General features: G+C 43.6%; 19 protein-coding genes and 4 pseudogenes. 18 read left to right on the forward strand and 5 right to left on the reverse strand.

What is annotated here, in order from left to right:
* The first annotated feature begins 2 nt into the window (after positions 1-2).
* Genes QYT14_RS05115 through QYT14_RS05125 form a run of 3 tightly spaced genes read left to right on the forward strand, consistent with a single transcriptional unit; the run spans position 3 to position 3038 of the window.
* Positions 3-557: a F0F1 ATP synthase subunit delta gene (locus QYT14_RS05115; RefSeq protein WP_288324343.1), complete on the forward strand. Its 555-nt coding sequence runs from the start codon at positions 3-5 to the stop codon at positions 555-557.
* A 19-nt stretch (positions 558-576) separates the two neighbouring features.
* Positions 577-2166, forward strand: coding sequence for a F0F1 ATP synthase subunit alpha (gene atpA, locus QYT14_RS05120; protein WP_237037896.1), 1590 nt, complete (start codon positions 577-579; stop codon positions 2164-2166).
* A 5-nt stretch (positions 2167-2171) separates the two neighbouring features.
* A complete protein-coding gene (locus QYT14_RS05125; protein WP_288324344.1) occupies positions 2172-3038 on the forward strand; it encodes a F0F1 ATP synthase subunit gamma in 867 nt (288 codons plus the stop codon).
* A gap of 52 nt (positions 3039-3090) precedes the next feature.
* Here the strand turns inward: QYT14_RS05125 and QYT14_RS05130 are convergent.
* Positions 3091-3288: pseudogene (locus QYT14_RS05130) on the reverse strand (SAM-dependent methyltransferase); the annotation flags it as partial.
* Between the two features lie 62 nt (positions 3289-3350).
* Positions 3351-3623: a crosslink repair DNA glycosylase YcaQ family protein gene (locus tag QYT14_RS05135; RefSeq protein ID WP_288324345.1), complete on the reverse strand. Its 273-nt coding sequence runs from the start codon at positions 3621-3623 to the stop codon at positions 3351-3353.
* Between the two features lie 122 nt (positions 3624-3745).
* On the opposite strand from QYT14_RS05135, the gene QYT14_RS05140 reads away from it, so the two are divergent.
* From QYT14_RS05140 to QYT14_RS05195, 12 genes and pseudogenes are all read left to right on the forward strand, one after another.
* Positions 3746-4546 (forward strand): DUF6624 domain-containing protein, encoded by an 801-nt coding sequence (locus QYT14_RS05140; RefSeq protein ID WP_288324346.1) that lies wholly within the window; start codon positions 3746-3748, stop codon positions 4544-4546.
* 8 nt (positions 4547-4554) lie between these two features.
* On the forward strand, positions 4555-6171 hold the full coding sequence (locus QYT14_RS05145) for an AAA family ATPase (RefSeq protein ID WP_288324347.1): 1617 nt from the start codon (positions 4555-4557) through the stop codon (positions 6169-6171).
* Positions 6149-7462: a VWA domain-containing protein gene (locus tag QYT14_RS05150; protein WP_288324348.1), complete on the forward strand. Its 1314-nt coding sequence runs from the start codon at positions 6149-6151 to the stop codon at positions 7460-7462. The genes QYT14_RS05145 and QYT14_RS05150 overlap by 23 nt, the downstream gene beginning before the upstream one ends.
* A 743-nt stretch (positions 7463-8205) precedes the next feature.
* Positions 8206-8489 (forward strand): annotated as a pseudogene (locus QYT14_RS18845) (hypothetical protein); the annotation flags it as partial.
* Positions 8486-8738: pseudogene (locus QYT14_RS05160) on the forward strand (CorA family divalent cation transporter); the annotation flags it as partial. The pseudogenes QYT14_RS18845 and QYT14_RS05160, both read left to right, overlap by 4 nt.
* Positions 8739-8953: 215 nt before the next feature.
* Complete coding sequence (locus tag QYT14_RS05165; protein WP_288324350.1) at positions 8954-9421, forward strand: DUF3408 domain-containing protein; 468 nt, start codon at positions 8954-8956, stop codon at positions 9419-9421.
* 786 nt (positions 9422-10207) lie between these two features.
* Positions 10208-11524: a group II intron reverse transcriptase/maturase gene (ltrA, locus tag QYT14_RS05170; RefSeq protein WP_288324351.1), complete on the forward strand. Its 1317-nt coding sequence runs from the start codon at positions 10208-10210 to the stop codon at positions 11522-11524.
* Between the two features lie 71 nt (positions 11525-11595).
* Positions 11596-12018: a conjugal transfer protein MobA gene (gene mobA / locus QYT14_RS05175; protein WP_288324352.1), complete on the forward strand. Its 423-nt coding sequence runs from the start codon at positions 11596-11598 to the stop codon at positions 12016-12018.
* A 1-nt stretch (position 12019) separates the two neighbouring features.
* Complete coding sequence (locus QYT14_RS05180; RefSeq protein WP_288324353.1) at positions 12020-13228, forward strand: site-specific integrase; 1209 nt, start codon at positions 12020-12022, stop codon at positions 13226-13228.
* Positions 13229-13675: 447 nt separating this feature from the next.
* A complete protein-coding gene (locus tag QYT14_RS05185) occupies positions 13676-15265 on the forward strand; it encodes a MotA/TolQ/ExbB proton channel family protein (protein ID WP_118220579.1) in 1590 nt (529 codons plus the stop codon).
* A 2-nt stretch (positions 15266-15267) separates the two neighbouring features.
* Positions 15268-15969 (forward strand): OmpA family protein, encoded by a 702-nt coding sequence (locus QYT14_RS05190; RefSeq protein ID WP_007481963.1) that lies wholly within the window; start codon positions 15268-15270, stop codon positions 15967-15969.
* Positions 15966-16883, forward strand: coding sequence for an HNH endonuclease signature motif containing protein (locus tag QYT14_RS05195; RefSeq protein WP_057329346.1), 918 nt, complete (start codon positions 15966-15968; stop codon positions 16881-16883). The genes QYT14_RS05190 and QYT14_RS05195 overlap by 4 nt, the downstream gene beginning before the upstream one ends.
* A 293-nt stretch (positions 16884-17176) precedes the next feature.
* Here the strand turns inward: QYT14_RS05195 and QYT14_RS05200 are convergent.
* Positions 17177-18226 (reverse strand): annotated as a pseudogene (locus QYT14_RS05200) (site-specific integrase); the annotation flags it as partial.
* A 444-nt stretch (positions 18227-18670) separates the two neighbouring features.
* On the opposite strand from QYT14_RS05200, the gene QYT14_RS05205 reads away from it, so the two are divergent.
* Genes QYT14_RS05205 through QYT14_RS05215 form a run of 3 tightly spaced genes read left to right on the forward strand, consistent with a single transcriptional unit; the run spans position 18671 to position 21078 of the window.
* Positions 18671-19147: a hypothetical protein gene (locus QYT14_RS05205; RefSeq protein WP_288324354.1), complete on the forward strand. Its 477-nt coding sequence runs from the start codon at positions 18671-18673 to the stop codon at positions 19145-19147.
* 18 nt (positions 19148-19165) lie between these two features.
* A complete protein-coding gene (locus tag QYT14_RS05210) occupies positions 19166-20017 on the forward strand; it encodes a GLPGLI family protein (RefSeq protein ID WP_288324355.1) in 852 nt (283 codons plus the stop codon).
* A gap of 5 nt (positions 20018-20022) precedes the next feature.
* Entirely contained in the window at positions 20023-21078 is a 1056-nt protein-coding gene (locus QYT14_RS05215; protein WP_288324356.1) for a BF3164 family lipoprotein, read from the forward strand.
* A gap of 77 nt (positions 21079-21155) precedes the next feature.
* On the opposite strand, the gene QYT14_RS05220 is transcribed toward QYT14_RS05215, so the two are convergent.
* On the reverse strand, positions 21156-24803 hold the full coding sequence (locus QYT14_RS05220; RefSeq protein ID WP_288324357.1) for an ATP-binding protein: 3648 nt from the start codon (positions 24801-24803) through the stop codon (positions 21156-21158).
* Complete coding sequence (locus QYT14_RS05225) at positions 24787-25368, reverse strand: hypothetical protein (RefSeq protein ID WP_237037884.1); 582 nt, start codon at positions 25366-25368, stop codon at positions 24787-24789. The genes QYT14_RS05220 and QYT14_RS05225 overlap by 17 nt, the downstream gene beginning before the upstream one ends.

Consider the following 25368-nt stretch of genomic DNA (forward strand, 5'->3'; position numbering starts at 1 on the left):
CCATGTATATAGGAGTAGTCTCTATGCGGTATGCCAAAGCATTGTTGGCGTATGCCGATGACGCGAAGGTGGAAGATGCCGTTTATCGGGAAGCGTTGCTGCTGAAAGACAGCTATGCGCAAGTTCCCGAGTTGCGGCAGGCTATGGACAATCCTGTGCTGGCGCCCGATGTAAAGCTGAAGCTGATAGTGGAAGCTGCCGGAGGGAAAGTGACAAAGGAACTGGAACGCTTTGTGCGACTGGTGTTGAAGGAAAAGCGTGAAAAATTTCTCCAGTTCATGGTTAATTCGTATATCGACCTGTACAGGAAACAGAAAAATATCAGCATAGGCAAGCTGACCACGGCTTATCCGGTAGCTCCCGAAGTAGTGGAGCGCATCCGCAAGATAGTAGTCAGCCGCACGAAAGGAACTGCTGAATTTGCTACAAAGGTAGATACCTCATTAGAGGGTGGTTTCATTTTCGAAATCGGTACTTACCGTCTGGATGCAGGCATTGCCAGCCAGATACGCCGAGTGAAGCAGCAGTTTATTGAGAAGAACAGAAGAATAGTATAAAAAAAGAAAAGTAAAGACTATGTCTGAAAATATAAGACCCAGCGAAGTATCCGAAGTATTGCTTCGGCAGCTCAAGGATATCGATACCTCACTTCAGTTTGACGAAGTGGGTACGGTGCTTCAGGTGAGCGATGGCGTGGTTCGTATCTACGGCCTGCTCAATGCCGAGGCGAATGAGTTGCTGGAGTTTGAGAATGGTATCAAAGCCATTGTGATGAATTTGGAAGAGGACAATGTGGGTGCCGTGTTGTTAGGGCCTACCGACCAGATTAAGGAAGGTATGATTGTAAAGCGCACCAAACGTATCGCCTCTATCAAAGTGGGCGAAAGTATGTTGGGACGCGTCATTGATCCGTTGGGCGAACCTCTTGACGGACGCGGACAGATAGGCGGTGAGCTTTGCGAAATGCCTTTGGAGCGCAAGGCTCCGGGAGTGATTTTCCGTCAGCCCGTCAATCAGCCGTTGCAAACCGGTTTGAAGTCTGTCGATGCCATGATTCCTATCGGTCGTGGACAGCGTGAATTGATTATCGGCGACCGTCAGACGGGAAAGACCGCCATTGCCATCGACACCATCTTGAACCAGAAAGCGAATTATGAAGCAGGGAAACCTGTTTACTGTATTTATGTAGCTGTGGGACAGAAAGGTTCTACTGTTGCCAATATCGTGAACGTGTTGAAAGAGCGCGGAGCATTGGACTACACAATCGTAGTTGCCGCTACTGCTGCAGACCCTGCCGCCTTACAATATTTTGCTCCGTTTGCGGGAGCTGCCATCGGCGAGTATTTCCGTGACACCGGCCGGGATGCGTTAGTCGTTTACGATGACTTGTCCAAGCAGGCCGTTGCCTATCGTGAAGTATCGTTGATTCTCCGCCGTCCTTCGGGCCGTGAGGCTTATCCGGGAGATATCTTCTATTTGCACTCCCGTTTGTTGGAGCGTGCTGCGAAGATCATCAACCAGCAGGAGGTGGCAGAACAGATGAACGACCTTCCGGCAAGCCTGAAGGGAAAGGTAAAAGGAGGCGGTTCGTTGACAGCCCTTCCCATCATCGAGACACAGGCAGGCGACGTTTCGGCCTACATCCCGACCAATGTAATTTCCATTACCGATGGTCAGATATTCCTCGAAACCGACCTCTTCAACCAAGGATTCCGCCCTGCCATTAATGTGGGTATCTCTGTATCCCGTGTAGGAGGTAGTGCACAAATCAAGAGTATGAAGAAAGTAGCCGGTACGTTGAAGATAGACCAAGCACAGTATCGTGAGCTGGAAGCATTCTCAAAGTTCAGTAGTGATATGGATGCCGTGACCGCCATGGCCATCGACCGTGGACGTAAGAACAACCGGTTATTGATTCAGCCCCAGTACAGTCCGATGCCGGTAGGCGAGCAGATTGCCATCCTTTATTGTGGGGTACATAGCTTGTTGCATGATGTGCCTTTGAATAAAGTGATTGATTTCCAGAATACGTTCCTGGAAACGATGCGCGCCAACCATCAGCAGGATGTTATTGATGTGCTGGCAAGCGGTGTCATCAATGAGGAAGTAACCGGAATCATAGAAAAAGTGGCTGCCGAGACAGCCCAATCTTATAAAGAAAACTAATTATCATGGCATCACTGAAAGAAGTAAAAGGAAGAATAGCCTCGGTAAACAATACCCGAAAGATTACTTCGGCTATGAAAATGGTGGCTTCAGCCAAACTGCATAAGGCTCAGGCCGCCATAGAAAGCATGCTTCCTTACGAACGCAGGCTGCACCACATACTGACCGATTTTATGAGCAACTGTACTGAGGTGACGTCTCCTTTCATCGTGAAACGTGAAGTAAAAAGGGTGGCCGTTGTGGTGTTTGCTTCCAATACCAGTCTATGCGGCGGTTTCAATGCCAATGTCATCAGGCACTTGGTCGATTTATTGGCGGAATACAAGCCGTTGGGATTGGAGAATATTCTGGTTTTCCCGGTAGGGAAGAAGGTGGCGGATGCTATCAGGAAGTTGGGGTTTCGCATTGAAGGCGATTTCCAGCACATGGCAGACAAACCTTCTTATCAGGAGGCGGCCGACCTTGCTACTGATTTGATGAAGCGCTTCCTGCATGGCGATATGGATAAGGTGGAACTGCTCTATAATCATTTCAAGTCCACTGCTTCGCAGATATTGACTCGCGAGACTTATCTTCCCATTGATTTAAACAATGAAAAGAAGGAAGAAAAGGAAAAAACGATTGATTATATTCTTGAGCCTTCTGCCGAAGAGTTGATGCAGGATATGCTGCCCAAAGTATTGCGCATGAAGATGTTTACTGTGTTGCTCGATTCAAATGCTGCCGAGCATGCGGCACGAACCATGGCCATGCAGATTGCGACGGACAATGCCAATGAGTTGTTGCAAGAACTGACGGTAATGTATAACAAGAGCCGTCAGCAGGCAATTACTAACGAGTTACTCGATATTGTGGGTGGCTCGATGGCATAATGTAATGAGGAAACTGCGAATATTCGGAATTTGATTTCGGACATTCGCGGTTTTATTTCATCCGCAGACGACAAGCCAGGTAATCATAGTGTTTTCCTTCCTTTATCAGCTCTGCTTCAAAGCCATACTCGGCAGCATAGAGACTGAGTGTTTGAAAATCCACATAGAGCCAGTCAAAACGGTCCCCTTTGATATTCTTATATTGCATCTGGAAATCAATTTCGCCATAGTAATCTCCTGCAAGGTCTATTTACAAATTTCTCGTATTGTTTTTTTGCCTTTTCCAAACACGCTGCATCCGGCTTATCATTTTCAAAAAAAGTAACGCTTAATTCTTTCCTTGACCAGTTGCCAGGTGGAACGGTTCAAGTGTGAGCGGATGATGTCGCCCTTGTTGAGTGCTTCAATAACGCCGGTCTCCGAGGGCTTCCGCATCCTTACTCCAACGGGCCACCGGCACATGGAGAGATCCTGTGCCTGCATTGCTCCCATCCACGACACTACCTCTTGTGGGGTAGTGAGTAGCGGGCGAAGCAGATGTTGGTTCAGCAACCTTGTCGTTGCAATATCTTTTAATGTTTTCATGGTTTGTCAATGTTGGGCTCAAAGATAGGCAATTCGGTGTGAGAAACAAGATAAGAGCTGGATTTTATCTTTTATCTGAATAAAATGCACTACTTTTGTGACTGCAAAAAGAGACAGAGCACATGAGAAAGATGTTATTATGCATGGGGTTTGCTCTTGCAACAGCCATTCCCATCGGCCATGCACAAACCTTGCAGAGTTTGAAAGACAGTTGTTACCATTATCTTGCCATTCAAGATACTGCTTCGTTTAATGCTACCTATATTCAATTGCCCGATGCATTGGAAAAGGAGATGAATTCTGAAGTCTCTTCTTTGGTAGAAGAGCTGAAACAGATGCGGAACGAAGATCAGGGTATCCGCTTGTTGTTGATAGATGCGTCAAAGAGATACGGTGATAGAGATAAACGTACTGTGGAGATACACCGGATGATGAAAAGGATTGATTCCAAGAACGCGTTGCGGGTACAACAGATTGTTGATATTTATGGATGGTTGGGCAGTGATGAACTAGGTGAAGATGCCAATGAAACGCTTTTTCTGTGCATTCAGCATACGGATGATTTAATTATACAGACCAAGTATCTTCCTATCTTGAAGAAAGCAATGGAAGACGGAAATGCGGATGGATGGCAGTATGCTTTTCTGACTGACAGGATAAAAATGAACAGGGGTGAGAAGCAGGTTTATGGAACTCAGACATTGCGGATGAATGGAAAGCAGTTTCCTGTGCCCATTGAAAATCCGGATAAAGTGGATACTCTGCGTAAAGAGATAGGTTTGGAGCCGATGAAAGAATATATGGAAGATACCGGCTTTGACTGGTCATTGGAAAATTACCGGAAAAAACTGCCCGAAATGGAAAAGTCTTATCGGCAATGGTTTGAAAAGAATCGGCAACAGCACAATGAAATTTTAAAGTAGAAAGTAAAATGAACGAATTAAAGACTCGCATAGAATCCCTGTTACAACAACTTAACGAACGTGTTTTCGAGAAGGAGCATGTAGTGGCACTTTCCCTGCTGTCGGCAGTGGCAGGAGAGAGCATCTTCTTGCTCGGCCCTCCGGGGGTCGCCAAGAGTATGGTGGCGCGCCGTCTGAAACTGGCTTTTCGGGATGCCTCTGCTTTTGAGTACCTCATGTCCCGCTTTAGTACGCCCGATGAAATATTCGGACCGGTATCTATCTCCAAACTGAAGGATTCGGATACCTACGAACGTATTGTCGATGGCTATCTGCCTTCGGCTACCATTGCCTTTCTGGATGAAATATGGAAGGCAGGGCCTGCCATTCAGAATGCTTTGCTGACTATTATCAATGAAAAGATTTATCGCAACGGACAGTTTTCCATCCGTGTTCCCCTGAAAGGTCTGATTGCGGCATCCAATGAGCTTCCGGCACAAGGGCAGGGGCTTGAAGCACTTTGGGACCGTTTCCTTATTCGCTGTCTGGTGGGAGGAATAGAAGATATGGGTGAGTTCGACCGTATGATTTCGTCTACCGACGAAACGGAACCGGTGATAGACGAACGGCTCCAAATAGCCGATGAAGAATATGCCCATTGGGAAAAAGAAATAGCTGCCGTAAAGATTCATTATTCCATTTTTGAAGTGATTCATGCCCTGAAAGACGGTATCGAACAATATAACTTGCAAGTGCAGAACGATGGAGGCATTTCAGCTCCTCTCTATGTGTCCGACCGTCGCTGGAAGAAGATGGTAAAGTTGCTTAAGACATCGGCCTTTCTGAACGAATCGGATACCATCCGCTTGTCGGACTGTACACTTTTATCATATTGTCTGTGGAGTGAAACAGAGCACATGGAAGCCATAGAGGAAATGGTTGCTGCTGCCATACAGAAGAGTGCCGAGGGTTATCTGCTCAACATAAAAGGTCTGGAACAGGATATAGAAGAGCTAAAGGACCGCCAGTCTTCGGAACACAGTCTGCGCGAACTCAACGACCCCGGTATTCAGGTGGTGGATACTTATTATTATCAGATAGAGGGTGTCCGCATGAAAGAGCGTTTGTTGATTTTTGCTTCCGACTACCAGCATCTTGACAAAACAGGAAAGCTGTTCTATCTGCATAAAGATAAATATAAGGCAAATTGTTGCATTCTGAAAAAATATGATTCGGTGCTTCATGCCAAAGTTCCCCGTAGCAAGATATATACGTTGAAGCGGGGGACTCGTTCCGTTTATATAAATAATTATGAATATCACCTGATGTGTTATGAAAACTGTCCGCCTCCGCCGCCCGAACCGGAACCGGAAGACTTGGGGATGAAATACCGTTCGGTGACCGAAGCTTTGGGAAGAATGGAGAAAGACTGGAACGAGTTGCTTGCTGCCGAAACGGAGTATTACGAAAACCATCTTTTCCTGAGTGCAAAGCAACGCCTCCTGATGCGGAGGATGCTTACCCATCAAAAGAACAATATAGAAAGATATAAGAACGAATTGAACGAAATGGCTGATGCGTACCGCAAAGAGAACCAGGAATATAAGGTTGAGAGACCTGAAGATGATTTATTCACAGGAGCTTAAGGACAGGACGTTCAAAGCTTACGAGGAAGATATCGGCAACGGAGTGGTGCGCCGGCACGAACTGGAGGAAAAAGTGCTTGCCTACTATCGTCGCACGACTCCCTCTCTACAGGAATATTATTCGCGCTACACTCCCGAATGGGATGCTTTTTATTCCTCGGAGTACTTGCCGGACCTGGCATTCCTGCAATTTCTGAGACAGATGCGTGGTGCGTTTAAGAAGCGTTATGAGCTTTCCGAACTCAATATTGATTACTACATCTCATGCATGGAAGGTTGCTCTCTGTTGAAGGGAGAAGCGGCGCAGACAAAGGAGTTTTTCCTGGATAAATGGCATCAGTTGCTCACCCGCAAGGAGTACGACTATCAGTATATGCATATTGACAGCCTTTGCGAGAGTTTCGACCTGTTGGTAAAGAAACATGGACAGCAGTCGGGCAATCACCTGCTCGGGTCGCGCATGGAGTGGCTGCTTCACAACTACCCGGACTTGTATCGCAAAATGCTTCCTTTTGAGCAAGTGATGAAACGTAATCCTGCCATCCGGCAACTGGCACATCTTTTGGGGAGAAAGCATCGGGAACCCCTGAAGTATGATTCCCTTTCGGGAGTGGATAAGAAGATGTTGATTCGCCATTCTCCGCACAGCGATATAACGGGCGTCACTTTGGGCAATGACCTGAACAGTCTGTTGCCGATAGAATATTGTTATCTGGCGGACGATTCGCTGCGTGCCGTGTTCATGGAGCGGTATGCCGAGAAGCGGTTGCAACTGTTTGATTATAAATCGAAAGAAACAGATTCGGTGAAGAATGACAAGCAGAAAGTTTCGGGACAAGGGCCTTATATTATTTGTGTGGATACGTCCGGCTCTATGCAGGGCGACCGGGAAATCCTGTCCAAGTCTGCTATCCTTGCCATTGCCCAGTTGACGGAAAAGACTCATCGCAAATGCTATGTCATCAACTTTTCCGATGAGGCTGTATCTCTGTTGGTCGAAGAGTTGTCGCGTGACATGCCCAAACTGGCCGAGTTCCTCAATAAATCTTTTGATGGGGGAACGGATATCGAGCCTGCCCTTCGCGAAGCGGCGCATATCATTAATGGGAATGATTTCAGGGAGTCGGATATTGTCCTGATTTCAGACTTTGAGATGCCTCCGCTATCTAAAGATTTAAAAGAACAAATAAGGGTGATAAAACGTCGGAAGACTTCTTTTTTTGCACTCTCTTTTGGCAATCAGCCCGAAATGGAATATCTGAATCTTTGTGATAGATATTGGGAGATGTGACGGAGACGAAAAGGACGCTGCATTTTAAAATTCCAAGGTTCTTGAAAAAACTCTTTCAGCTTTTAAAAAAAGACTTAGAGCTTTTGCGAAAAGACAGTGGAGTTTTGCAAAAAGACAGTGGAGTTTTTCGGAAGTACTTTTTCATGTTTTATTTTCCGTTTTTATGTCTTTATAGAATGGACTGCGGATTTGTGATGTGGACTGTTGTTAAGTAGTTGATTATCAGTTATGTTTCTTCTTTTTTTAGGACCACAGGACCAGGGCTCACCTATATGAGATTCTGGTCCCAACTTTATACTGATATGAATATATATATTGTTGTATATCAGTACGTTATTAATTTATAAAACGGACAAGCTGATTTTATGAATTACGAATTATTATTACATGGAGAATATCTGTTGGCAATGAGTTTATTGCTTCGTGAATATGCTCTTGAATGACTTATAATCTCATTGATTACAGTGCTGAATTTCATTTAATAGGCTTGTCTGCTTTATTGGTTTGATTATCAGTTTGTAAATGGTTTCTATTAGGACCAGAATATCATATAGGTGAGCCCTGGTCCTGTGGTCCTAAATAAAATATTAATTCTTTGATAATCAACAGTTTTGCTCTTTTGGTATGGCGAGAAACAATTACCACTTTTATGCGAGAAGATTTTAGGTCTTTATTGTGCTTTTTATGGCATCAATCAGCCGGCTGATTGGCAAAAAAACAACATAACCAGTAGAGGTATATAGCTTTTAAAGTCTTCTGAAGATAACACGTATGTGCAGGTGACTCACATGAGTGCTTATAACACGATTCATCGGGGGCGGGTTGTTTAATAACCATCAGTACGGACATGGAGGAGTTCCTGGAATTGAAAGGGGAGCTTGTGGCACTTGAAGACTTGACGGAACTGCAAAAGAAATATTATGATTATACTTGTCGGGAGGGGGACTGTATCCGTACTTGCATGATACCGTCCCCTCAACTGAATGAAGATGATTTGGAAATAGAAAAAAGGATTCTTGCCTTGTAATATCATCATCAGATGGTTGCCGCGACATGATTTCAGCTTTGGTAGACCTTTACCTTTCTAACAATGACCAGCGTATGAATGCCATTATGTATTTTTATTCCATTGACTTTTTTGGCAGGTATCTGGGGAATGAATTTCCAGTGGATGCCTGAACTGGGATGGAGATATGGTTATATCTTTGCATGGGCACTGATGTTGGCATTGGTCACTATCATTTACTTTTTCTTTAAACGCAAAAAATGGTATTGAGCAGAGGGGATGTAAAGATGATGATATCCACATCTGGCAAAACGGTGAAGTCCGCACCGCTTTGTCAACCGCCATAAAGCAAAACCATACAAAATTGTCTAAGAGAATCCAAGTGCTTGACTGACTGCATTAAAGCACCTTACTTTGCTTCCGATAATCGGTCGAGGTGCTTACCAAGACCACAGTTAATAACTTAATCAATTTGTTTTTTTACAATGAAGAGAGAACCAAGCATTACAGAGCATCAGGCTCGTGAAATCGTGGAAAAGATGGGACGCAGAGAATCCTACGTTCCCAAGTCGATGAATGACATCTACAGGCGTATCGGTCTGGAGCCGGATGAGCCGGAACAGCCCGGCAAGACCGTCACGGAAGAAACGGAGACCGCTATGGCGGATGAACCGTCAAGTGAGGCGGTCGGGGAAACGGCAATGCCGCAGAAGCGTGTCAGCAGTAAGCAGCGCAGGCTGTCGTTGGAGGAGTACCGCACCACCTACCTCCAAGTTCCCAAGATTGTCAACCGCAAGCCCGTGTTCGTCAGCGAGACGGTGCGTGACGAACTTGACAGGGTTGTCCGCTTCCTCGGAGGAAAGGGCATGAGCGCATCGGGGCTGATTGAGAATCTCGTCCGTCTGCACCTCGACACCTATCGGAATGACATCGAGCAGTGGCGCAAACTCTGATGGGATTACAGAAAGTCGGTCAGGCTGGTGAATACACTTCATCGGCTTAACCGATACCCAAGATGAATGACTGCACTCAGAGACAAATCCGACAGGCGGAGGATTTTTGTGTCCTCAAAGACACAGCAAGATATATTTTCAGTTACCCGAATAATTCTAAGTAACTGAAAATGCCTTCACCGCCGTGGGCAGAATTATCCTCCGCAGTCGGATAATTTCGGGGTTCATGTTTGCCCTGCATGGGCAACAACTATAGGGTGTAAGTCCCGAACGAGCCTTGATAGTGGGAATCGTTAGCCAAGGGCGAGGGTGTCCACCGTGAGGGGAATCCGAAGGAAGCCGGAGGCAAATTCTCGGTCTGACGAACAGAAACCGGATATAAGGCAGTCGCAAGTGGACCAGTCTGCATGTCAAGGCAAAGTCCGATAGCTATCCGAAACTTGCGGTTGTAAATCCGGCAGATGGATGAGATGAAAGTTGTTGTTCTTAACGGGGGAGGTCTTCCGGACACGTATTCGTAACAGGCGTGGTTGAAACAAGATTTGCCGGAAGAAGTCAGCAGATTCCATAGTAGCTCCCGACTGCCGGAGTGAAGGGATGAACATTAAACGGTCTGACAACTATGTATTAAGAGGGATGCGTCGAAAGCAGCCAACCCCGAAAGGGGGCTTCCTGTCGAAAGAGTATGTTGGAAACAGAAAGGGCGACAGACAAGTGCATAGCATTCTCTTGCATATATAGAAGAATATGACCAAGTGTATAACATAATAAATAAACAGAAACAGTATGCTCGAAGAAATATTGAGTGCCGAGAACATGAGAGCCGCCTACAGGCAGGTCGTTTCCAACAAGGGAGCGGCAGGCATTGACGGTATGGGTGTGGATGAACTCCATGCCCACTTATGGAAGAACTGGTCTGCCATCAAGTCGCAGATACAGCATGGCACGTATATTCCCTGTGCAGTCCGTAAGGTGGAGATACCGAAACCGAACGGGGGTAAACGTATGCTGGGCATACCTACCGTTACCGACCGCCTGATACAACAGGCAATAGCCCAAAGGTTGAACTTGCTGTATGACGGAAGCTTCAGTGAGAGCAGTTTCGGTTTTCGTCCGGGACGCTCTGCCCACCAAGCTGTGGAACGTGCGCTGGAATACTTTGAAAACGGAAAGCGTAAGGTGGTAGAGATGGATTTGGAAAAGTTCTTTGACTGTGTGAATCACGACAGACTGATGTCCATCCTCTGTGAACGTATTACGGACAAGCCATTACTGAAACTTATCCGGCGATACCTGCAAGCAGGTATAATGGAGGGTGGTTTGGTCAGCCTGCGCACGGAGGGAACTCCACAAGGCAGTCCGCTAAGTCCCATACTTTCCAACATCCTGCTTGACAAGCTGGACAAAGAGCTGGAGAAACGGAAACTGAGCTTTGTCCGGTATGCGGATGATTGCAGTATCTATGTCGGAAGCCAGCGTGCAGCGGAAAGGGTATTGCAGAGCGTTACACGATTTCTGGAGGATAAACTCCTCTTACGCGTAAACCGTGAGAAATGTAAAATCAGCCGTCCCGACCAATGTCATCTGCTTGGCTTCGGTTTCCGTTACAAGAAAGGCGGTTGCATACCACGTGTATCTGAACGTCCGAAAGAACGTCTGAAAGAGAAGATTCGTGCGATAACCAAACGCAACCGTGGTATCAGCATACAGCAGGTGCTGGAAGAGTTGAACATGGTTACACGGGGATGGATAAACTACTTCCGTATAGCCGGATGCAAGACCTTCCTTGCAAGGTTGGACGGATGGATACGGATTCGATTGCGAACCTACATTTGGAAACAATGGCAGTTTATCCGTACACGCATCAAGAAACTGAAACAGTTTGATATACCCGAATGGGTTGCACTGACGGTAGCCAAAACTCGGAAAGGAGCTGTACGTATCGCTTCCACAGCGTTGAGTACAATCATGACGAGTGAATATCTGAAAGGACTTGGCTTTATACCCATGTCCGAATATTATTATGTTAGAACATCATGTTTAATGAACCGCCGTGTACCGAACGGTACGCACGGTGGTGTGAGAGGTCGAAACGGGAAATAATCCCGTTTCTCCTACTCGATTAATCAAAGATTAAACAATGGACAAGCCATAAAATTGAAAAAATAAGAAGTATGAAAAAGAAGAGCAAGTACGGGAGAAATCCCAAGTTGAACCCGAAGACGCACTGCGTGATGGTGCGCTTCGATGATGTGGAATGGAACAGGTTCCTGACAATGTACGAGGAATCGAACGTGTACGCGAAAGCCGTCTTTCTCAAGGCGTACTTCTTCGGGCAGAAGTTCAAGGTGCTGAAGGTGGACAAGACGCTGGTGGACTACTACACCAAGCTGTCGGATTTCCATGCCCAGTTCCGTGCCATCGGCACGAACTACAATCAGGTTGTCAAGGAACTGCGCATCCACTTCTCGGAGAAGAAGGCGATGGCGTTGCTCTACAAGCTGGAGAAGTGTACCATCGACCTTGTGAAACTGAGCCGGGAGATTGTGGAACTTTCAAGGGCGTTAGAGAAGTGTTACCAATCCAAATCGGACTGATATGGCATCGGTCAAGGTCAAGTTTCGCCCATCCACCATAGGCGGCAAGGAGGGCACACTCTACTATCAGGTGATTCACAACCGTGTGGTCAGGCAGATATATACCGACTATAAACTTTTCGCTTCGGAATGGGACTGCCATTCCGAAGCGGTCATCCTGCACCGTGTTCCAAATGAACAAGAGCGGAACAATCATTTGCTTTCGATAAGTTCACGTATCATATGGGACAAAGATAGGTTGAACAAGATTATACAAGCCTTATCCCAATCCGGCACATTTGTGGCGGATGATATAGTCATGCGTTTTCAGGATAACAGACAGGAGCAATCGTTCAATGCCTACATCTGTCAGCAGATAGCAAGGCTGAAACGCTTGGGTAAGATACGCACATCGGAAACCTATACGGCGGCATTCCGAAGTTTCAACGGTTTTATGAATGACAAGGAGGTCTTGTTTAACCAGATTAGCGCTGACTTGATTGCGGAATATGAGGCTTATTTGAAAGGCAGAGGCAACTCACCCAATACAATATCGTTCTATATGCGCGTTCTGAAAGCGGTCTATAACCGTGCGGTGGAAGACGGGCTGACAGGGCAGCGGCATCCATTCAAATCTGTTTATACAGGAGTGGAAAAAACCTTGAAGCGAGCCATATCACTTAACGATCTTAAACGCATCAAAGGGCTGGACTTGTCGTTGAAGCCCAATCTTGACTTTGCCCGTGACATGTTCCTGTTCTGTTTCTACACAAGGGGAATGTCTTTCATAGATATGGCTTATCTGAGAAAGAAGGATTTGCAGAACGGTATCCTTTCCTACCGCAGACGAAAGACGGGGCAGCAACTTTTCATCAAATGGGAAAGATGTATGCAGGAGATTGTTGACAAATACCCGATAAATGAAACGGAATATCTTTTACCTATCATCACAAAAAGGAACAAGGATTATCGGAAGCAATACACCAACGAACTGCATAGGGTGAACCATCTGTTGAAGAAAATCGGAAAACAGTTGGACTTGTCGATACCCTTGACAATGTATGTCGGGCGGCACTCATGGGCAAGTATTGCCAAAAGCCGCAATGTACCTATCTCTGTCATCAGCAAAGGTATGGGGCATGATTCAGAGAACACCACGCAGATTTATCTTGCTTCGCTGGATACTTCTGTGGTGGACAGAGCTAATAAGAAGATATTGGATTTGCTGTAAAACCGTGAATGTTTTGCGAATCAGTCCAACGCTTGCCAAGAGACGGATATTATAATGCAAAGTTACGCAAAATAATGATTCTTAGCTCATAAAACGCTGAAAATCTAACCTATTGCCAAGTTTTTGTTTTGCAAAAAATACTGTATGTTTACCGAAATTCCACTTTAAAAATTCACAAACCACTCTGTTTCAACAAAATAATTCTTAGTAACCGTCTCTTGGCAAGAGATGAATAAGGAAATAATAAAATATCTGTAATAATGAGATTATTCGACATATTGAAAAGAAACGAACTTAACGCACCAGACTTAGACAAGTTAAATGTAATGTCACATAAGACCTTATATGCGACTTTCGGTGAACCTATGAGTATGTATGATGTAATCAGGCATTACTTATATATTTAATTGTAAAGCATTGAATTTTCAACTCAAATAAGATTTCGTTATGAACTTGTCCATTTCAATTGATACATGGGTTTGCTTATGTAGCATTTTTATTGTTTTTATTTTCTGTTCCATTATTGTATTTAGATATAGAAATAGTGAGAAATTAGTGGCTAATCGCCGGATGGTGGAATTTTTTCCCTCTTTGGTTTCCACCCTTGGTGTATTGGGTACATTTTGGGGAATAACCAAAGGTTTGATGGCTTTCGACACCACAGACCTTGATCGCTCTATCCCTGATTTACTTGATGGCTTGAAAACAGCCTTCTTTACATCTTTGGCAGGTATGGTTGGTTCTATGATTCTATCTGCTTTTATTAGTAGGAAACAAGATGAAAAAGACGGAGGTGTTTCCGACATAAATCAAGCCGCTGGTGAAATAACCAAAGCGGTAAAAGCGATGAGCGATGCCAATACAGAAACGATACACTCTATTCAGAAACAACTGACAGAACAAGAGGCTGACCGCAAGGCTTTTTACCGAACAGTTGGTGAGGTAATGTCTAAGATGTCGGAAACACAAAAAACTATGACCTCCGCCATTGACTCGTTGGTTGTTTTACAACGTAGCCAAGAGAACACTCTTGCTGATATAAAGGAAGTAAACTCTTCTATGCTTGTTTCATTTGGGAACCTTGAAGAAGCCACGAATGAACAAACTGTGTCTATTAATTCTGTATTGAAATATACACAAGAAGTTAGCGAGTATACGCATCATCTTGGAGAAATCCTTGATGTAATCTCTGGTATAAGTGGTACAGAAGACGAAATTAATGAAAAGGTTGGAAAACTAAAGGAAATAATACACGGCGAGGTCATTGAGATAGAAGATAATATGACCAAAACAAATGAGTTATTAGAAAGGAAATTCAATGAATTCACCGAACTCCTCAAGAAGAGTAATACCGAAGCTCTTGTCGATGTAATGAAAAAAGTGACCGAAGAATTTCAAAAACAAATGAACGCGCTTATTAACAAACTCATTCAAGAAAATTTTGACCAGCTTAATAAATCAGTGGAGAAACTCAATCTTTGGCAACAGGAGAATAAAGAAATGATAACCTCGCTTACTCGTCAGTACAAAGATATGTCTGATAATTTCGAGGCTACTTCTTCTTCACTTACCCGCGTAAAGGATGATACGTCTATTCTTGTTAGTGAAGGTGGTAAATTACACCAGCTTGTTGATGCGCTTAACCAAGTTATTATTGAGGACAAGAGGTTCATTGAAGTCACCAAGGAACTGCATGAAACTGCCAATCTTTCCAAATCTAATATGGAATCGTTTAACGAATCTACTCAAAAACTTAACGAATGGGTACGCAAACAACGTAATTTCGTGGATGGAGTACAACTTCTCATTGCGAAACTTGAAGAACTTAACAAAATACGTGATTATGGGGAACAATTTTGGCAAGGCACAAAAGATAAAATGGAAGAAGGAGTTGGTATCATAACAAAGGGGTCACAAACACTCAATTCGCAGCTTACTTCGCTTGACCGTCAATTCTATGGTCGCCTAAGTGCTACTCTTGCCGAACTTGATAACTGTATTACTAAGATGGTAGAACAAATAGGTAAACGCAGATAGATATGGCTAAAACGAATGTATGGTTGTCAGTTTCAGACCTTATGACAGGATTGATGGTGATTTTTCTTTTTGTTGCAATCGCCTACATTAGCCGTGTACAAAAGAATCAATCCGTCCTTACTGATTATGTGGAAACCAAGAATGAGTTGCACAATAAACTTGTTAAAGAGTTTGAAGGTGACACTCTCAAATGGCAAATGACAATAGGCAAGGACCTTACTATGAAATTTAAAGAACCGACAGTTCTTTTTGCTACAGGGTCATCAGAATTGACACCTCGTTTCAAGGAAATTCTAGAAGAGTTTTTACCCCGCTATTTCAATATTCTGTTAAATGACAGTTTACGTTCTAATATCCAAGAAATTCGTATTGAGGGACATACAGATGATGTACCGATGCCAAGTCGACATCCAGACCCCTATATAGCCAATGCCATGCTTTCCCAAGATAGAGCATTGGCGGTGGTTAAATACTTTCGCTCTATGTCACAGTTTGAAATGTATTCGGATAAACAGAAACAATTACTTGAATATTGGTTTACTGCCAATGGGCTTTCTTATGGAAAAGCTCTTGATGCAGATGGAGATTTTATTATTCGTTCTGGTAAACCTATAGACCGTACTTCTTCACGACGTGTGGAGTTTCGAATAGTTACTTCCGGTGATGAAATTCTTGAGAATTTTGTAAAAGAGAATACCAAATGAGCTTCGATTTTGACATAGACGCAGAGGAAGATTGGTTCTTCAATACTGACCCGATTTGTGACTTTCCTAATTTTAAGAAAAGCCTTACTGATATGGGAATACAGATTGGAACTGCTGGTGCTTGGCGTTCAGTCGGTACAGTTGATGTACTGCCTGAAGACATCGGTGAGCGCATTCTCTTTGAAGATGGTGGAATTTTTTATATTGATGATGAAGGAGTTAAACGCCGTGGTTTTATGTATAAGGCTCGTTTTTATTTTGAATGGCAGGGACATGTCAGCCAACCTAAGTTTCACGTTTGTAAATGCACAGCTATCGAAAACTTTGGACGGGAAGCTTACCGTTTTGCCAATGCAGAACCAATAAAAGTGTATTCTCGAAATGCTCATAAAGAAGTGGAAGTTGAGGGAATGGAACTATGTGGTTACTGCAAGCGTTTGTTGATGGATGAAGAAGCAATGCGAGTGAATGATTCCACCGATTTTGTAGAAATTCTAAAAGAAGCAGGGGATGTAGAAGAACCTGCTGAGTACGATGTAGATATTTTTGGTTATGTTAAAAATTGGGAAGAAATATCTCTCAACTATCGCACCAAAAAGAGTTTTACTTGTGAACGCTGTGGAACCCATGTTGAGGACGGTTTCGACCATTTTTATATGCAAACACACCATAAGAACGGTGTAAAAACAGATAATCGAGAAGGTAATCTTGAATGCCTATGTATCAAATGTCATTCGGAAGTGGATGATACCCATCGCCGTAATTTTTCTTCTGCTGCTCAAAAGGTTTTAATAGAAGATTATATGCGCAAGTATCATGGGAAAGAATCTGATTCGCTAATTTCTCGTCTTATGAAAGCGGTGCGTAATCGGCAAGAGCCGCCAACAATAATAGATGATGAACTGCCTTTTTGAGTATACGATTAAATTATCGTTTCTGTACTTTGTCAAAATTATAGTGATTAATGAAATCTATGAAAACTACTGGTGGTAATTGATTCTATATATTTTTTATAATTTGGCAGAGAAATAACTCACAAATGCAAACTGTTAATCAAATAAATTTTGTTACCTTTGCCAATAGATAAAGCGTTCTTTTGAATTACTGCAAAACGAGGTGAAATACAGAATTTCGCTGGTTTCCAAATCGTTACCTATTAAGCCACAAAAGTTTGCAAGTACTTGAATTTTAGCAAGAAAGAAAATCTACTATGTCTTGATTGGTGCCAAGTGATATGCTTGGTTATGCCGCATCTTTTAGCCACGGCACGGATGCCGTACAGACAGGTCATATAATGCGGTACAGGGAATATCCTGCCGTCCTCGCACAGCCCACGATACTTGTCTATGATCCGCTTGGCGATGTCAAGCAGGCGGATGTTTGACACCACGCCCGTTTTCTGGCGGTTGATGTTTATCCACTCGTGATCGTCAAAGTAGGTGCGGATATTCTCTTCCGTGAGGTTGCGCATATCCGCGAATGACAAGCCAGTGAAGGCGCAAAACAGGTAGAGGTCACGGTACAATTCCTGTTTGGCGTTTTTCAGTTTCCCGTCCATCAGCAGGCGGATTTCCTCTTTGGTCAGGAAACTGCGTGTTGTTTCCTCCTTCTTGATTTCATATTCGCGGAACGGGTCGCGTGTCAGCCACTCGTTGTTGATGGCGATGAACACCATCGTCCGAAGCGGGCAGATATATAGCCACACGGTGTTGGTGCAGCAGTGCTTGTCCGTGCGCAGGAACATCTCGAAGTCGGAGATGAAAGCGGGGGTAAGCTCCTTCAAGGCGATGTCCTTCACATGGTAGCGGATGGTGAGGAACTCTTGCAGATGCCTGTAAACGGTGCGGTATTTGGCAAGCGTGCCTTTGGCTTTCATGCCTGCCTCCACCTGTTTTTCATAGTCCTCGTTGTGCTGGCGGAACACCTGCATCAGCGTGTGGTAGCGGTGCTCCAGTCCGAGAAAAGCGTTCTTGACCTTCTCTGCCGTGACGAAGTTGTCACGCTCCATGATTTCCTGATAGTGCCTGTTGATGCGCACACGCATCTTGTCAAGCATACGGTTCGTTTCGAGTGCCGCCGTGCTTCTGCCCGTGACACGCCCCCCTTTGGTGTCCCACAGCTTCGGATCGACACTCAGCTTGCAACTGAATTGTGTCTGGTTGCCGTCCACCGTGATACGTCCCATGACGGGAACTGTCCCGTCCTTTTTCACTACCTGCCGTTTCAGGTAATAGATTACTGAAAATGTACTCTTCATCGTCCTAAAATTTTTTTGGTTCAAATTTAGTTGGTGAAGAGTCCGCTGTCGATACGCAAAACGGGGAGGAACGGCGCAATCTTTGTCAGGGGCGGATTATTTTCGCGTGAGTTGTTGGTAACTCACTATAAAATAGCTAACTTCGCCATTCTGCGAACAGCAGGAAACCCGGATTTTCGCATGGTTACGGAATGGTAACGTAGCGAAGTCACGACATGGCTTCCAACTGGCTTTTAACGCCTCCGGCAGTATTTTTCAACTTCTCCGTTTTGCCTATCTATCAAAGACTTTACCTAATATTTCCGTATCTCACTATTTATCGCTAACTGAGAAAACTTAAGTGACTAAGAAATGAATTTAAGGCGATAAAATGCCATAGGTTGTAAATGCTTAATCTGATAAACTTTTTTGTTTTTATCAGATTAAGCACTGAAACTGCAAGGAATGTGGCAGAAGAGAAGTTTTGTGCGGCTCCGTCAGGATGAGATGGTAACTAACCTTAGTCATGAGGTCGCCTTATCGGGGAGTCTGCACACCGAACCATTTGATTTTGTACATTTGGACTGGGAAGGAATGTGGGAGACAGGGAAAAGCCGCATCAAGGGAGGCGAGAAGTTTTCGGCTGTTTCTAGTTTGTCCAACCGGGTAGGAATCGACCTCATGCTGCCTCAAGACATCGGAATCAGTATGTCTTATTATAACTATTACACGGATGCCGGAGAGGGAGGGCAGTCGTTTTCAATCTTGAATGCCGGCTTACAGTATACTTGGAAGAACATACGGTTCTATCTGCAGTGGGACAATATTCTGGATTTGCAATCGTATACGTATTTTCGTTTGAGCGGCCTCGACCGCTATTGTTCCAGTTACAGGATACGTCCCTCAACCATTCTATTCAAAGTAAGATTTAAAGTTCTATAACAGTTAAAACTCATAGTCATGAACAGATTTAGACTTTTTTTTGTACTTCTATGCTGGTGTGCCATCAGCATGCAGGCACAACTGTGTCCGTTTACACGTATCCTTGATAAATATAGCGTCATAGACACATGTCGCTATAAAGTATATTACGAGTTCCGTATGGCTCCCACTACAGACGAAAACGGTATTGCACACGATGTTCATTTGTTAGAAATAGGGGAGAAGTGTACTCGTTGCCACAGCTATCTGCTCTATCAAGGCGACTCGCTTTACACGGAATGTGAGAAGCAGGGATTGTCAAGCCGCTCTCTCAACCAATATGTTTGGCCGGTGGAAACGCGGATGGACTTTGACAAGCAGGAGACCACTTTTCTGTTCAGGCCTTTTCTGCATGACATGGTGTTGAAATATACCGAACCGACAGAGCGTATAGACTGGCAGATTCTGACTGAGACAGACTCGGTAGCAGGATATCTGTGCCAGCTGGCGGTGTGCCAGTTCAGGGGAAGGGACTATCGGGCATGGTTTTCTGCTGAATTGCCGTTTAACGTAGGACCGTATAAATTTTACGGACTGCCCGGACTGATACTGAAAATGGAAGATAGTGAACAGATTTTTCAATGGGACTGTCGACGGATAGAGAAAGCAAAATCAGGAGAAACCATTCGGAGTTATGAGGGGAAATACCAGGATTCTTCTCGGAAAAAGGTGGATGAGACAGTCAGTCGGATATATAGTGCTCCTTACAAGTTTGCAGCTTCGTTAGGAATTAAAATCAGGATGAAAACTAAAAGCGGAGGATGGACAGACTCCGAGAATGTGAAGTTTTCTATGCCTTATAAGCCTATTGAAAAAACAACTAATCTGTGATTGCCATGAAAAAACAATTCCTTTTCTTTATTTTGCTGTCTGGGTTTCTGCTGAATGCTTTTGCCCAAGAAAAAAGCATGAATCTTATTTCCTTTAATCGTATTGTGTCGCTGAAAGGTAAGCCGATGAATTTTAAGGGTCGGACGGCTACTAATGATAACCCGGAAACAAAACTTTTTTTCCGTCATGGAAAAATTGTACTCAAAAATAAAAATGAGGAACTAAAAGTCTTTGACGTAAAGAGCAGGAAGTTGGTTTTCAAACTGGGGACCTGGTCTCTCAGGGAGCAGGTAGACTTCTATAGTCCTCGTCTTTTTGCTCCTATAGAAGACTCTCTGCTATGTTATATTGAGGATGGAGGTATTATCTATGAGGTGAATCGTCGGGGAGTGGTGCGGAAAACCGGGCTGCGTTCTTATTCTTATGATTTTGAATTTGGTGGAAATTTGGAGAGAATCATTTCTGATTTTGTAAAAATGAAGGGCAACAGCATTCTCTTTGCAGGTTATTCCAAACGGTATGGCAAGAACCTTTTTCTGACGTGTAACGAAGGGAATAAGGTGGAAACGAAGGAGTTGGACTTTCCGCTGAATCTAGATACAAAAGCTATGGACAGCTTTGTTCCTTACCATGGAGCGTTTAGCGTGCGTCCCGACCGGAAAAGAGGAGTATACGCTTACTACTATTATCCTGTCGTCCGAATTTTAGACTTGGAAAAGGGGGGGATGAAGACAGTCAGGCAAGAGGGAAAGGGGTTTGATTTCAATACATTGGAAAAGGCGGATTGTGGTCGTTATAACGCTAATTATTGTTTGGGTTGCTATGCTGGGGAGAAATATATATATGTGCTGCAAGCTGCAGGTAGTCTGTACGACCAGTTGGACAAGGGAAGTCCGGTTTATGTGGAACAGTATGACTGGGAAGGGAATCCTATTCAAAAAATGAAATTGGACAAGGCCGGTCATGCTTTTTGTGTGGATGAAGAACATGGGAGAATTTATCTGGCAGAGCGATTCAATGCAAAAACTTCCCAAATCTTTGAATATGAATATCCGCTATGAAATAGGGAGGGGCAGACGGATAAGGCTGCCCCTGTATGGATATCTTTTTTATGAGGGTGAAGACGTCAGGTGTATCATTATATGTTACTGTCTGAAATTAGCCGTGCAATACGTGTTTTGCTCTGCGAATCTTTTGTTAATAAATACACATGCTTGTATGCTTCCCGGTTTAGCTCGGTAGGAGAGCCGTTGATGAGGATAATATTCCGATCGTTGGCAAATTTCAAGATACCCGCCACATTGTTCGGATGGAGTTTCCCAATCTCATCCATCATGCAGTGCAACTTGAAATCTTTGAACTTTCGCGAAGCGCCTTCTTTGAATACATTGATTAACATGATATTAATCATAGCCTTTACCAAAATATCTGTACCTTCCGAACCCACACTCGAAATTTTCTCTACAAATCCCGTATCATTACCATTCTCTACAATGCGGAAACGCAGTTCGAAGGAGTCATACAGTCGGATATTATCATAACGGTAGGCATGAATTTCTTTGATAAAGTCGCGCAGCAGTTTGATGGCTTCTTCTTTTATCAAAGGTTCTTTTTCCGAAGAGAACAAGTTTGTTTCAGGGGTAAGATCATAACCATATTCTTTGTAATATTTCTGAATATCATGGAGCACATTTACCACCCGGTTACTGCTTTCTTCCATTTTCATCTCGATGCGCTGAATGACACCAACAAAATTGCAGGTTGCAAATCCTTTATTTATTTTGCCGATGATGCTTTGTATGTCTTTTTCGGAAGAAGAGAGTGAAGTAACGTCCATACTGATACGTTTAAATGTATCCCAATGCTCATTATTGATACGGCGTACATATTCGTCAATTCTGTTTTCCTCTATGAAATCGTGCAGCTCGTCGGCAAAGCGTATGTACTCCCAGTCTTCATTAAATTTAGTTTTAAACTTGAAAGTATTGTTCTCGTCAAAGTGTCCTGTAAATAAGTTTACGGCTTTACGCAGTTTGATTTGCACCTGTATGAATTGCATGTAACATTGATTCAACAAATCTATCAATTCCATGCAACTCTTTTGTGTAATGATTGCCATAGAAGGGTCATTCCTGAAAATATCCTGATGGGATTTATACCAGTCAAAGCTTTCTATATTGGCATAGGCATCCAGATTCTGTTGCAGATGACGAATGTTCTCTTCTGCTTCCTGTAAAATCTTCTTTATTCTGTCTATCTCTTTTTGTAAGGCATCGACTTCCGTTCTCAGGGTATCCCGTTCCTTCTTTAATTGCTTTCTCAGGTCTTCTTCCTGATACCTCCATGCAGGGATATGTTCAATCAGATCACGCTTGTCCTTTTGGTATTCGATAATCAGTGCCGCGTGCGTTTTGATGAAAGACAACTCCTGCTCGATTTGTTCCAGTTGGTTGGCAATGTTTTGCAAACGCTCGGTATCGGCCCCTTGGGAATGCAATTCTTTTTGCATTTCCGCTTCATGCTGCGCTTTGCTGGCATTGATGCGCTTTTGTTCTTCTTTTTCTTCTTTGCGTATATGGTCTTGCTGGATATCCTTTTCTTCAAAGAGTTGTTTTTGCAAATGCGCCCATGCTTCTTTTAAGGCATTGAGCTTGTTTGTTTTCTCTTGCCCCAAGTTATCCAGCTTTTCATTGACGGCAGCCAGCTCTAAAGCAATTTTACTTTTCTCTTCATCCAGCCGGGCTAACTTTTCATTGCGGGCGACCTCTGCCTTTTTCTTCCAGTCCTCAAGGTCGAGCATGTCTTGCTGGTATTGGCGTTCCAGTTTTTCCAATTCATATTCTAACTGGTTGATACGATTTTTCTGTTCTTTTATCAGCGGTTGGTATTTTCGCTTTATTTGCTCTTGTCCCTCCGCTTTTTCGGCTTGCAAACGTTGCATGCGGATAGAGATCTCTTCCGAACGTTGTTCTTTTTCTTCTTTTTCCCTACTATAATCATCAATAGATTTGATATGACGATCTATGACATTCAAGTCAATTTGGATGCCATAAAAAGAATTGCCTTCCGCTTTTTGCGGCGAGAGGTTGGTTTGCCACAATATAGCTTCATCACAGAGTTTGCCGATTGTTTCTTCCCATCCTTTATGGTTTTCTTTCAACCAACCCTGCAAAGTACTCTTGCTATGGGTAAGAAACTGCTGCAATTCCTCTATGCGGACGTGCAACTGTTGCAATTCCATCTGCAACAGGGACAGTTCATCATCTATTCCTTTTTCCAACTTTTGAACTTCGTGTTCCCATTTCATCATCAAGTCTTTGATGGTGATTTGTGCCTCATTGATACGTGTCTTTCGCTCCAAGTGGGTAGAGGTGTACGACTGAATGCGCACCTTTAATTCCTCTTGTTCCTTTTCGAAGAAGATTTCTTTGCGGCACGAACGAATACGATAATCCATTTCGCCCAGCTTTGTCTGTTTTTCGGCTTTTAACGGATGCAATTTTTGTGACAGGTTCTCATACTCCTGATATAAAGCTTCCGTCTGGTTTTGGTTTTCTTTGCGGGCTTCTTCCAAACGAGCGTTGTAAACAGTATTTAATGTATCTAGCTGATGAATTTTCTCTTCGTGTATTTTATTCCACTGGTTATCCAGATTTTGAATGAGCAATTTATATTTAGAAGAGATTTCCGTATATTGCGAAGTCAATATGCGTTGTTCTTCCTGCAAACCGAGGCGTTTGTTTTTCCATTCCGTTTCTTTGGCAGAACGCTCCATCACTTCTTGTATATGATGTTCTTCATATTCCTTTTCCTTCAGAACGGCTTTCTTCAAGTCATTGCTGACGATGGTCAGTTCTTCCTGTATCTTTTCGCAACGTTGCCGTGATTCGTTTTGCAATTCCGCCTTCTGCTTTTCCTGTATTTGTATGTCATTGGTAGCTTTGTCACGCTTTTCTTTCCATTCGGGCAACACTTCGGATGCCTTCTGGCGGGCAATCACCAGTTCGCGGCAATTTTGCATGATATCACTTTGCAGACGGGTCGTTTGTTGTGATAGTTGAGTAATCTCCGTTGCCTGTTTCTGCGTCTCTTTCCTTTGAAATTCACTAATGTCCCTCAGACGCGTTTCAAAATCTTTCAGGTGCTCTTTGTAACTGTTCAGGTCGATAGAGGTTTCTTCTTCGTTTAGAGAAGAGATAATGGTTTTCTTGATAAATTCGGCATCAAGTTTTGAGTTCAGTAATACATTCTGGATGGTGCGCGGAATGTTTTGATATTGTTTGCTTTCCATCAGTGAATAACGGCGGAACTCAGTACTCGTTGCATTACCATACAGGATATTACGATATTCATCGTAAGTATAAATGATGCGCGAATACGCCACTTCATATTGGTCGAGCACAGCACGGATGCGGTCTGTGCCACTGTAAGCGGTTCGGTTCTCGTCAATAAAGAATTCTTTGCGATAGGGCGAATCTATAAAACGGTAACATACCCGGTTCATGGCTTTGAAGCTCAGGATGCAGAATGCCCCGTGCTCTGTTGCCACTTCGTAAATGATATATGAGTTGGCAAAGGGGAAATAGTAGTCCGTGTAATTTTGTTTTTCAACCGGAATACCCAGTTTTTGTGTGTCCGCATTGTAGAAAAATAAGACTGCACGCAGAATGGTACTTTTTCCTACCCCTTGTGTACCGATAAAGTGGATGTTCCCATCCAGATGTATGTCGTCCGAATAAGGAATATTCGCACTGTTGATAAAGATTATTCTACTCAGGTTTCTCATCTTCAATGTCTTCAAAAATGTTGATACTATCGACTAATTTCTCCAGATAATGCCATGAAGTCAGCACTTTATAAGTGTTGGTCTTCTCATTTTCCAGTTCGATGAACGACTCTTTTACCAATAAGCGTATCATATTGTCGAGCACGTCCTTACGGATATCTTTGTCCGAGAAATGTTTGCGAATGCCGTCTAACTTATTCTGTAGCAAAACATTGATGTTGGCTTCTACCAAGATCTGTTCCGGTTGGAAACGGAAGCCTGCACCGAATGTTTCATCATAGGTCTTAAAGAAATCGAGTACATCTATCCAATAGTAGGCACGGAGTATCTTTTGTTCCAATGTGGTTTTTGATTCCGTGCGCGAGAAGTAGAAATACTCGTTTCCCCTTTCTAATGTATAGTTTATTTGTGAAAAGTATTGGTACAAAGATTCGTAGTTTTCATCAATCGTATTATACATATCACGCAGGTCGATATCCGTGCTGTTGGAACAGATAAACTGCCCTTTCTGCATGTACTCGAATATTGATGCTGTATTGTCTGGTATTTGTATATTCAAATTCAT

The sequence above is a fragment of the uncultured Phocaeicola sp. genome, from assembly GCF_948499155.1.
Lineage (GTDB): Bacteria > Bacteroidota > Bacteroidia > Bacteroidales > Bacteroidaceae > Phocaeicola > Phocaeicola faecalis.

Excerpts from the sequence above, each read along its gene's own strand:
- QYT14_RS05115 (WP_288324343.1), top strand. The coding sequence starts at position 3 with ATGTATATAGGAGTAGTCTCTATGCGGTATGCCAAAGCATTGTTGGCG.
- QYT14_RS05125 (WP_288324344.1), top strand. The coding sequence starts at position 2,172 with ATGGCATCACTGAAAGAAGTAAAAGGAAGAATAGCCTCGGTAAACAAT.
- QYT14_RS05180 (WP_288324353.1), top strand. The coding sequence starts at position 12,020 with ATGGCATCGGTCAAGGTCAAGTTTCGCCCATCCACCATAGGCGGCAAG.
- QYT14_RS05165 (WP_288324350.1), top strand. The coding sequence starts at position 8,954 with ATGAAGAGAGAACCAAGCATTACAGAGCATCAGGCTCGTGAAATCGTG.
- QYT14_RS05190 (WP_007481963.1), top strand. The coding sequence starts at position 15,268 with ATGGCTAAAACGAATGTATGGTTGTCAGTTTCAGACCTTATGACAGGA.
- mobA (WP_288324352.1), top strand. The coding sequence starts at position 11,596 with ATGAAAAAGAAGAGCAAGTACGGGAGAAATCCCAAGTTGAACCCGAAG.
- QYT14_RS05210 (WP_288324355.1), top strand. The coding sequence starts at position 19,166 with ATGAACAGATTTAGACTTTTTTTTGTACTTCTATGCTGGTGTGCCATC.
- QYT14_RS05205 (WP_288324354.1), top strand. The coding sequence starts at position 18,671 with ATGTGGCAGAAGAGAAGTTTTGTGCGGCTCCGTCAGGATGAGATGGTA.
- QYT14_RS05135 (WP_288324345.1), bottom strand. The coding sequence starts at position 3,623 with ATGAAAACATTAAAAGATATTGCAACGACAAGGTTGCTGAACCAACAT.
- QYT14_RS05145 (WP_288324347.1), top strand. The coding sequence starts at position 4,555 with ATGAACGAATTAAAGACTCGCATAGAATCCCTGTTACAACAACTTAAC.
- QYT14_RS05150 (WP_288324348.1), top strand. The coding sequence starts at position 6,149 with ATGATTTATTCACAGGAGCTTAAGGACAGGACGTTCAAAGCTTACGAG.
- QYT14_RS05220 (WP_288324357.1), bottom strand. The coding sequence starts at position 24,803 with ATGAGAAACCTGAGTAGAATAATCTTTATCAACAGTGCGAATATTCCT.
- ltrA (WP_288324351.1), top strand. The coding sequence starts at position 10,208 with ATGCTCGAAGAAATATTGAGTGCCGAGAACATGAGAGCCGCCTACAGG.
- QYT14_RS05225 (WP_237037884.1), bottom strand. The coding sequence starts at position 25,368 with ATGAATTTGAATATACAAATACCAGACAATACAGCATCAATATTCGAG.
- QYT14_RS05215 (WP_288324356.1), top strand. The coding sequence starts at position 20,023 with ATGAAAAAACAATTCCTTTTCTTTATTTTGCTGTCTGGGTTTCTGCTG.
- QYT14_RS05195 (WP_057329346.1), top strand. The coding sequence starts at position 15,966 with ATGAGCTTCGATTTTGACATAGACGCAGAGGAAGATTGGTTCTTCAAT.
- atpA (WP_237037896.1), top strand. The coding sequence starts at position 577 with ATGTCTGAAAATATAAGACCCAGCGAAGTATCCGAAGTATTGCTTCGG.
- QYT14_RS05140 (WP_288324346.1), top strand. The coding sequence starts at position 3,746 with ATGAGAAAGATGTTATTATGCATGGGGTTTGCTCTTGCAACAGCCATT.
- QYT14_RS05185 (WP_118220579.1), top strand. The coding sequence starts at position 13,676 with ATGAACTTGTCCATTTCAATTGATACATGGGTTTGCTTATGTAGCATT.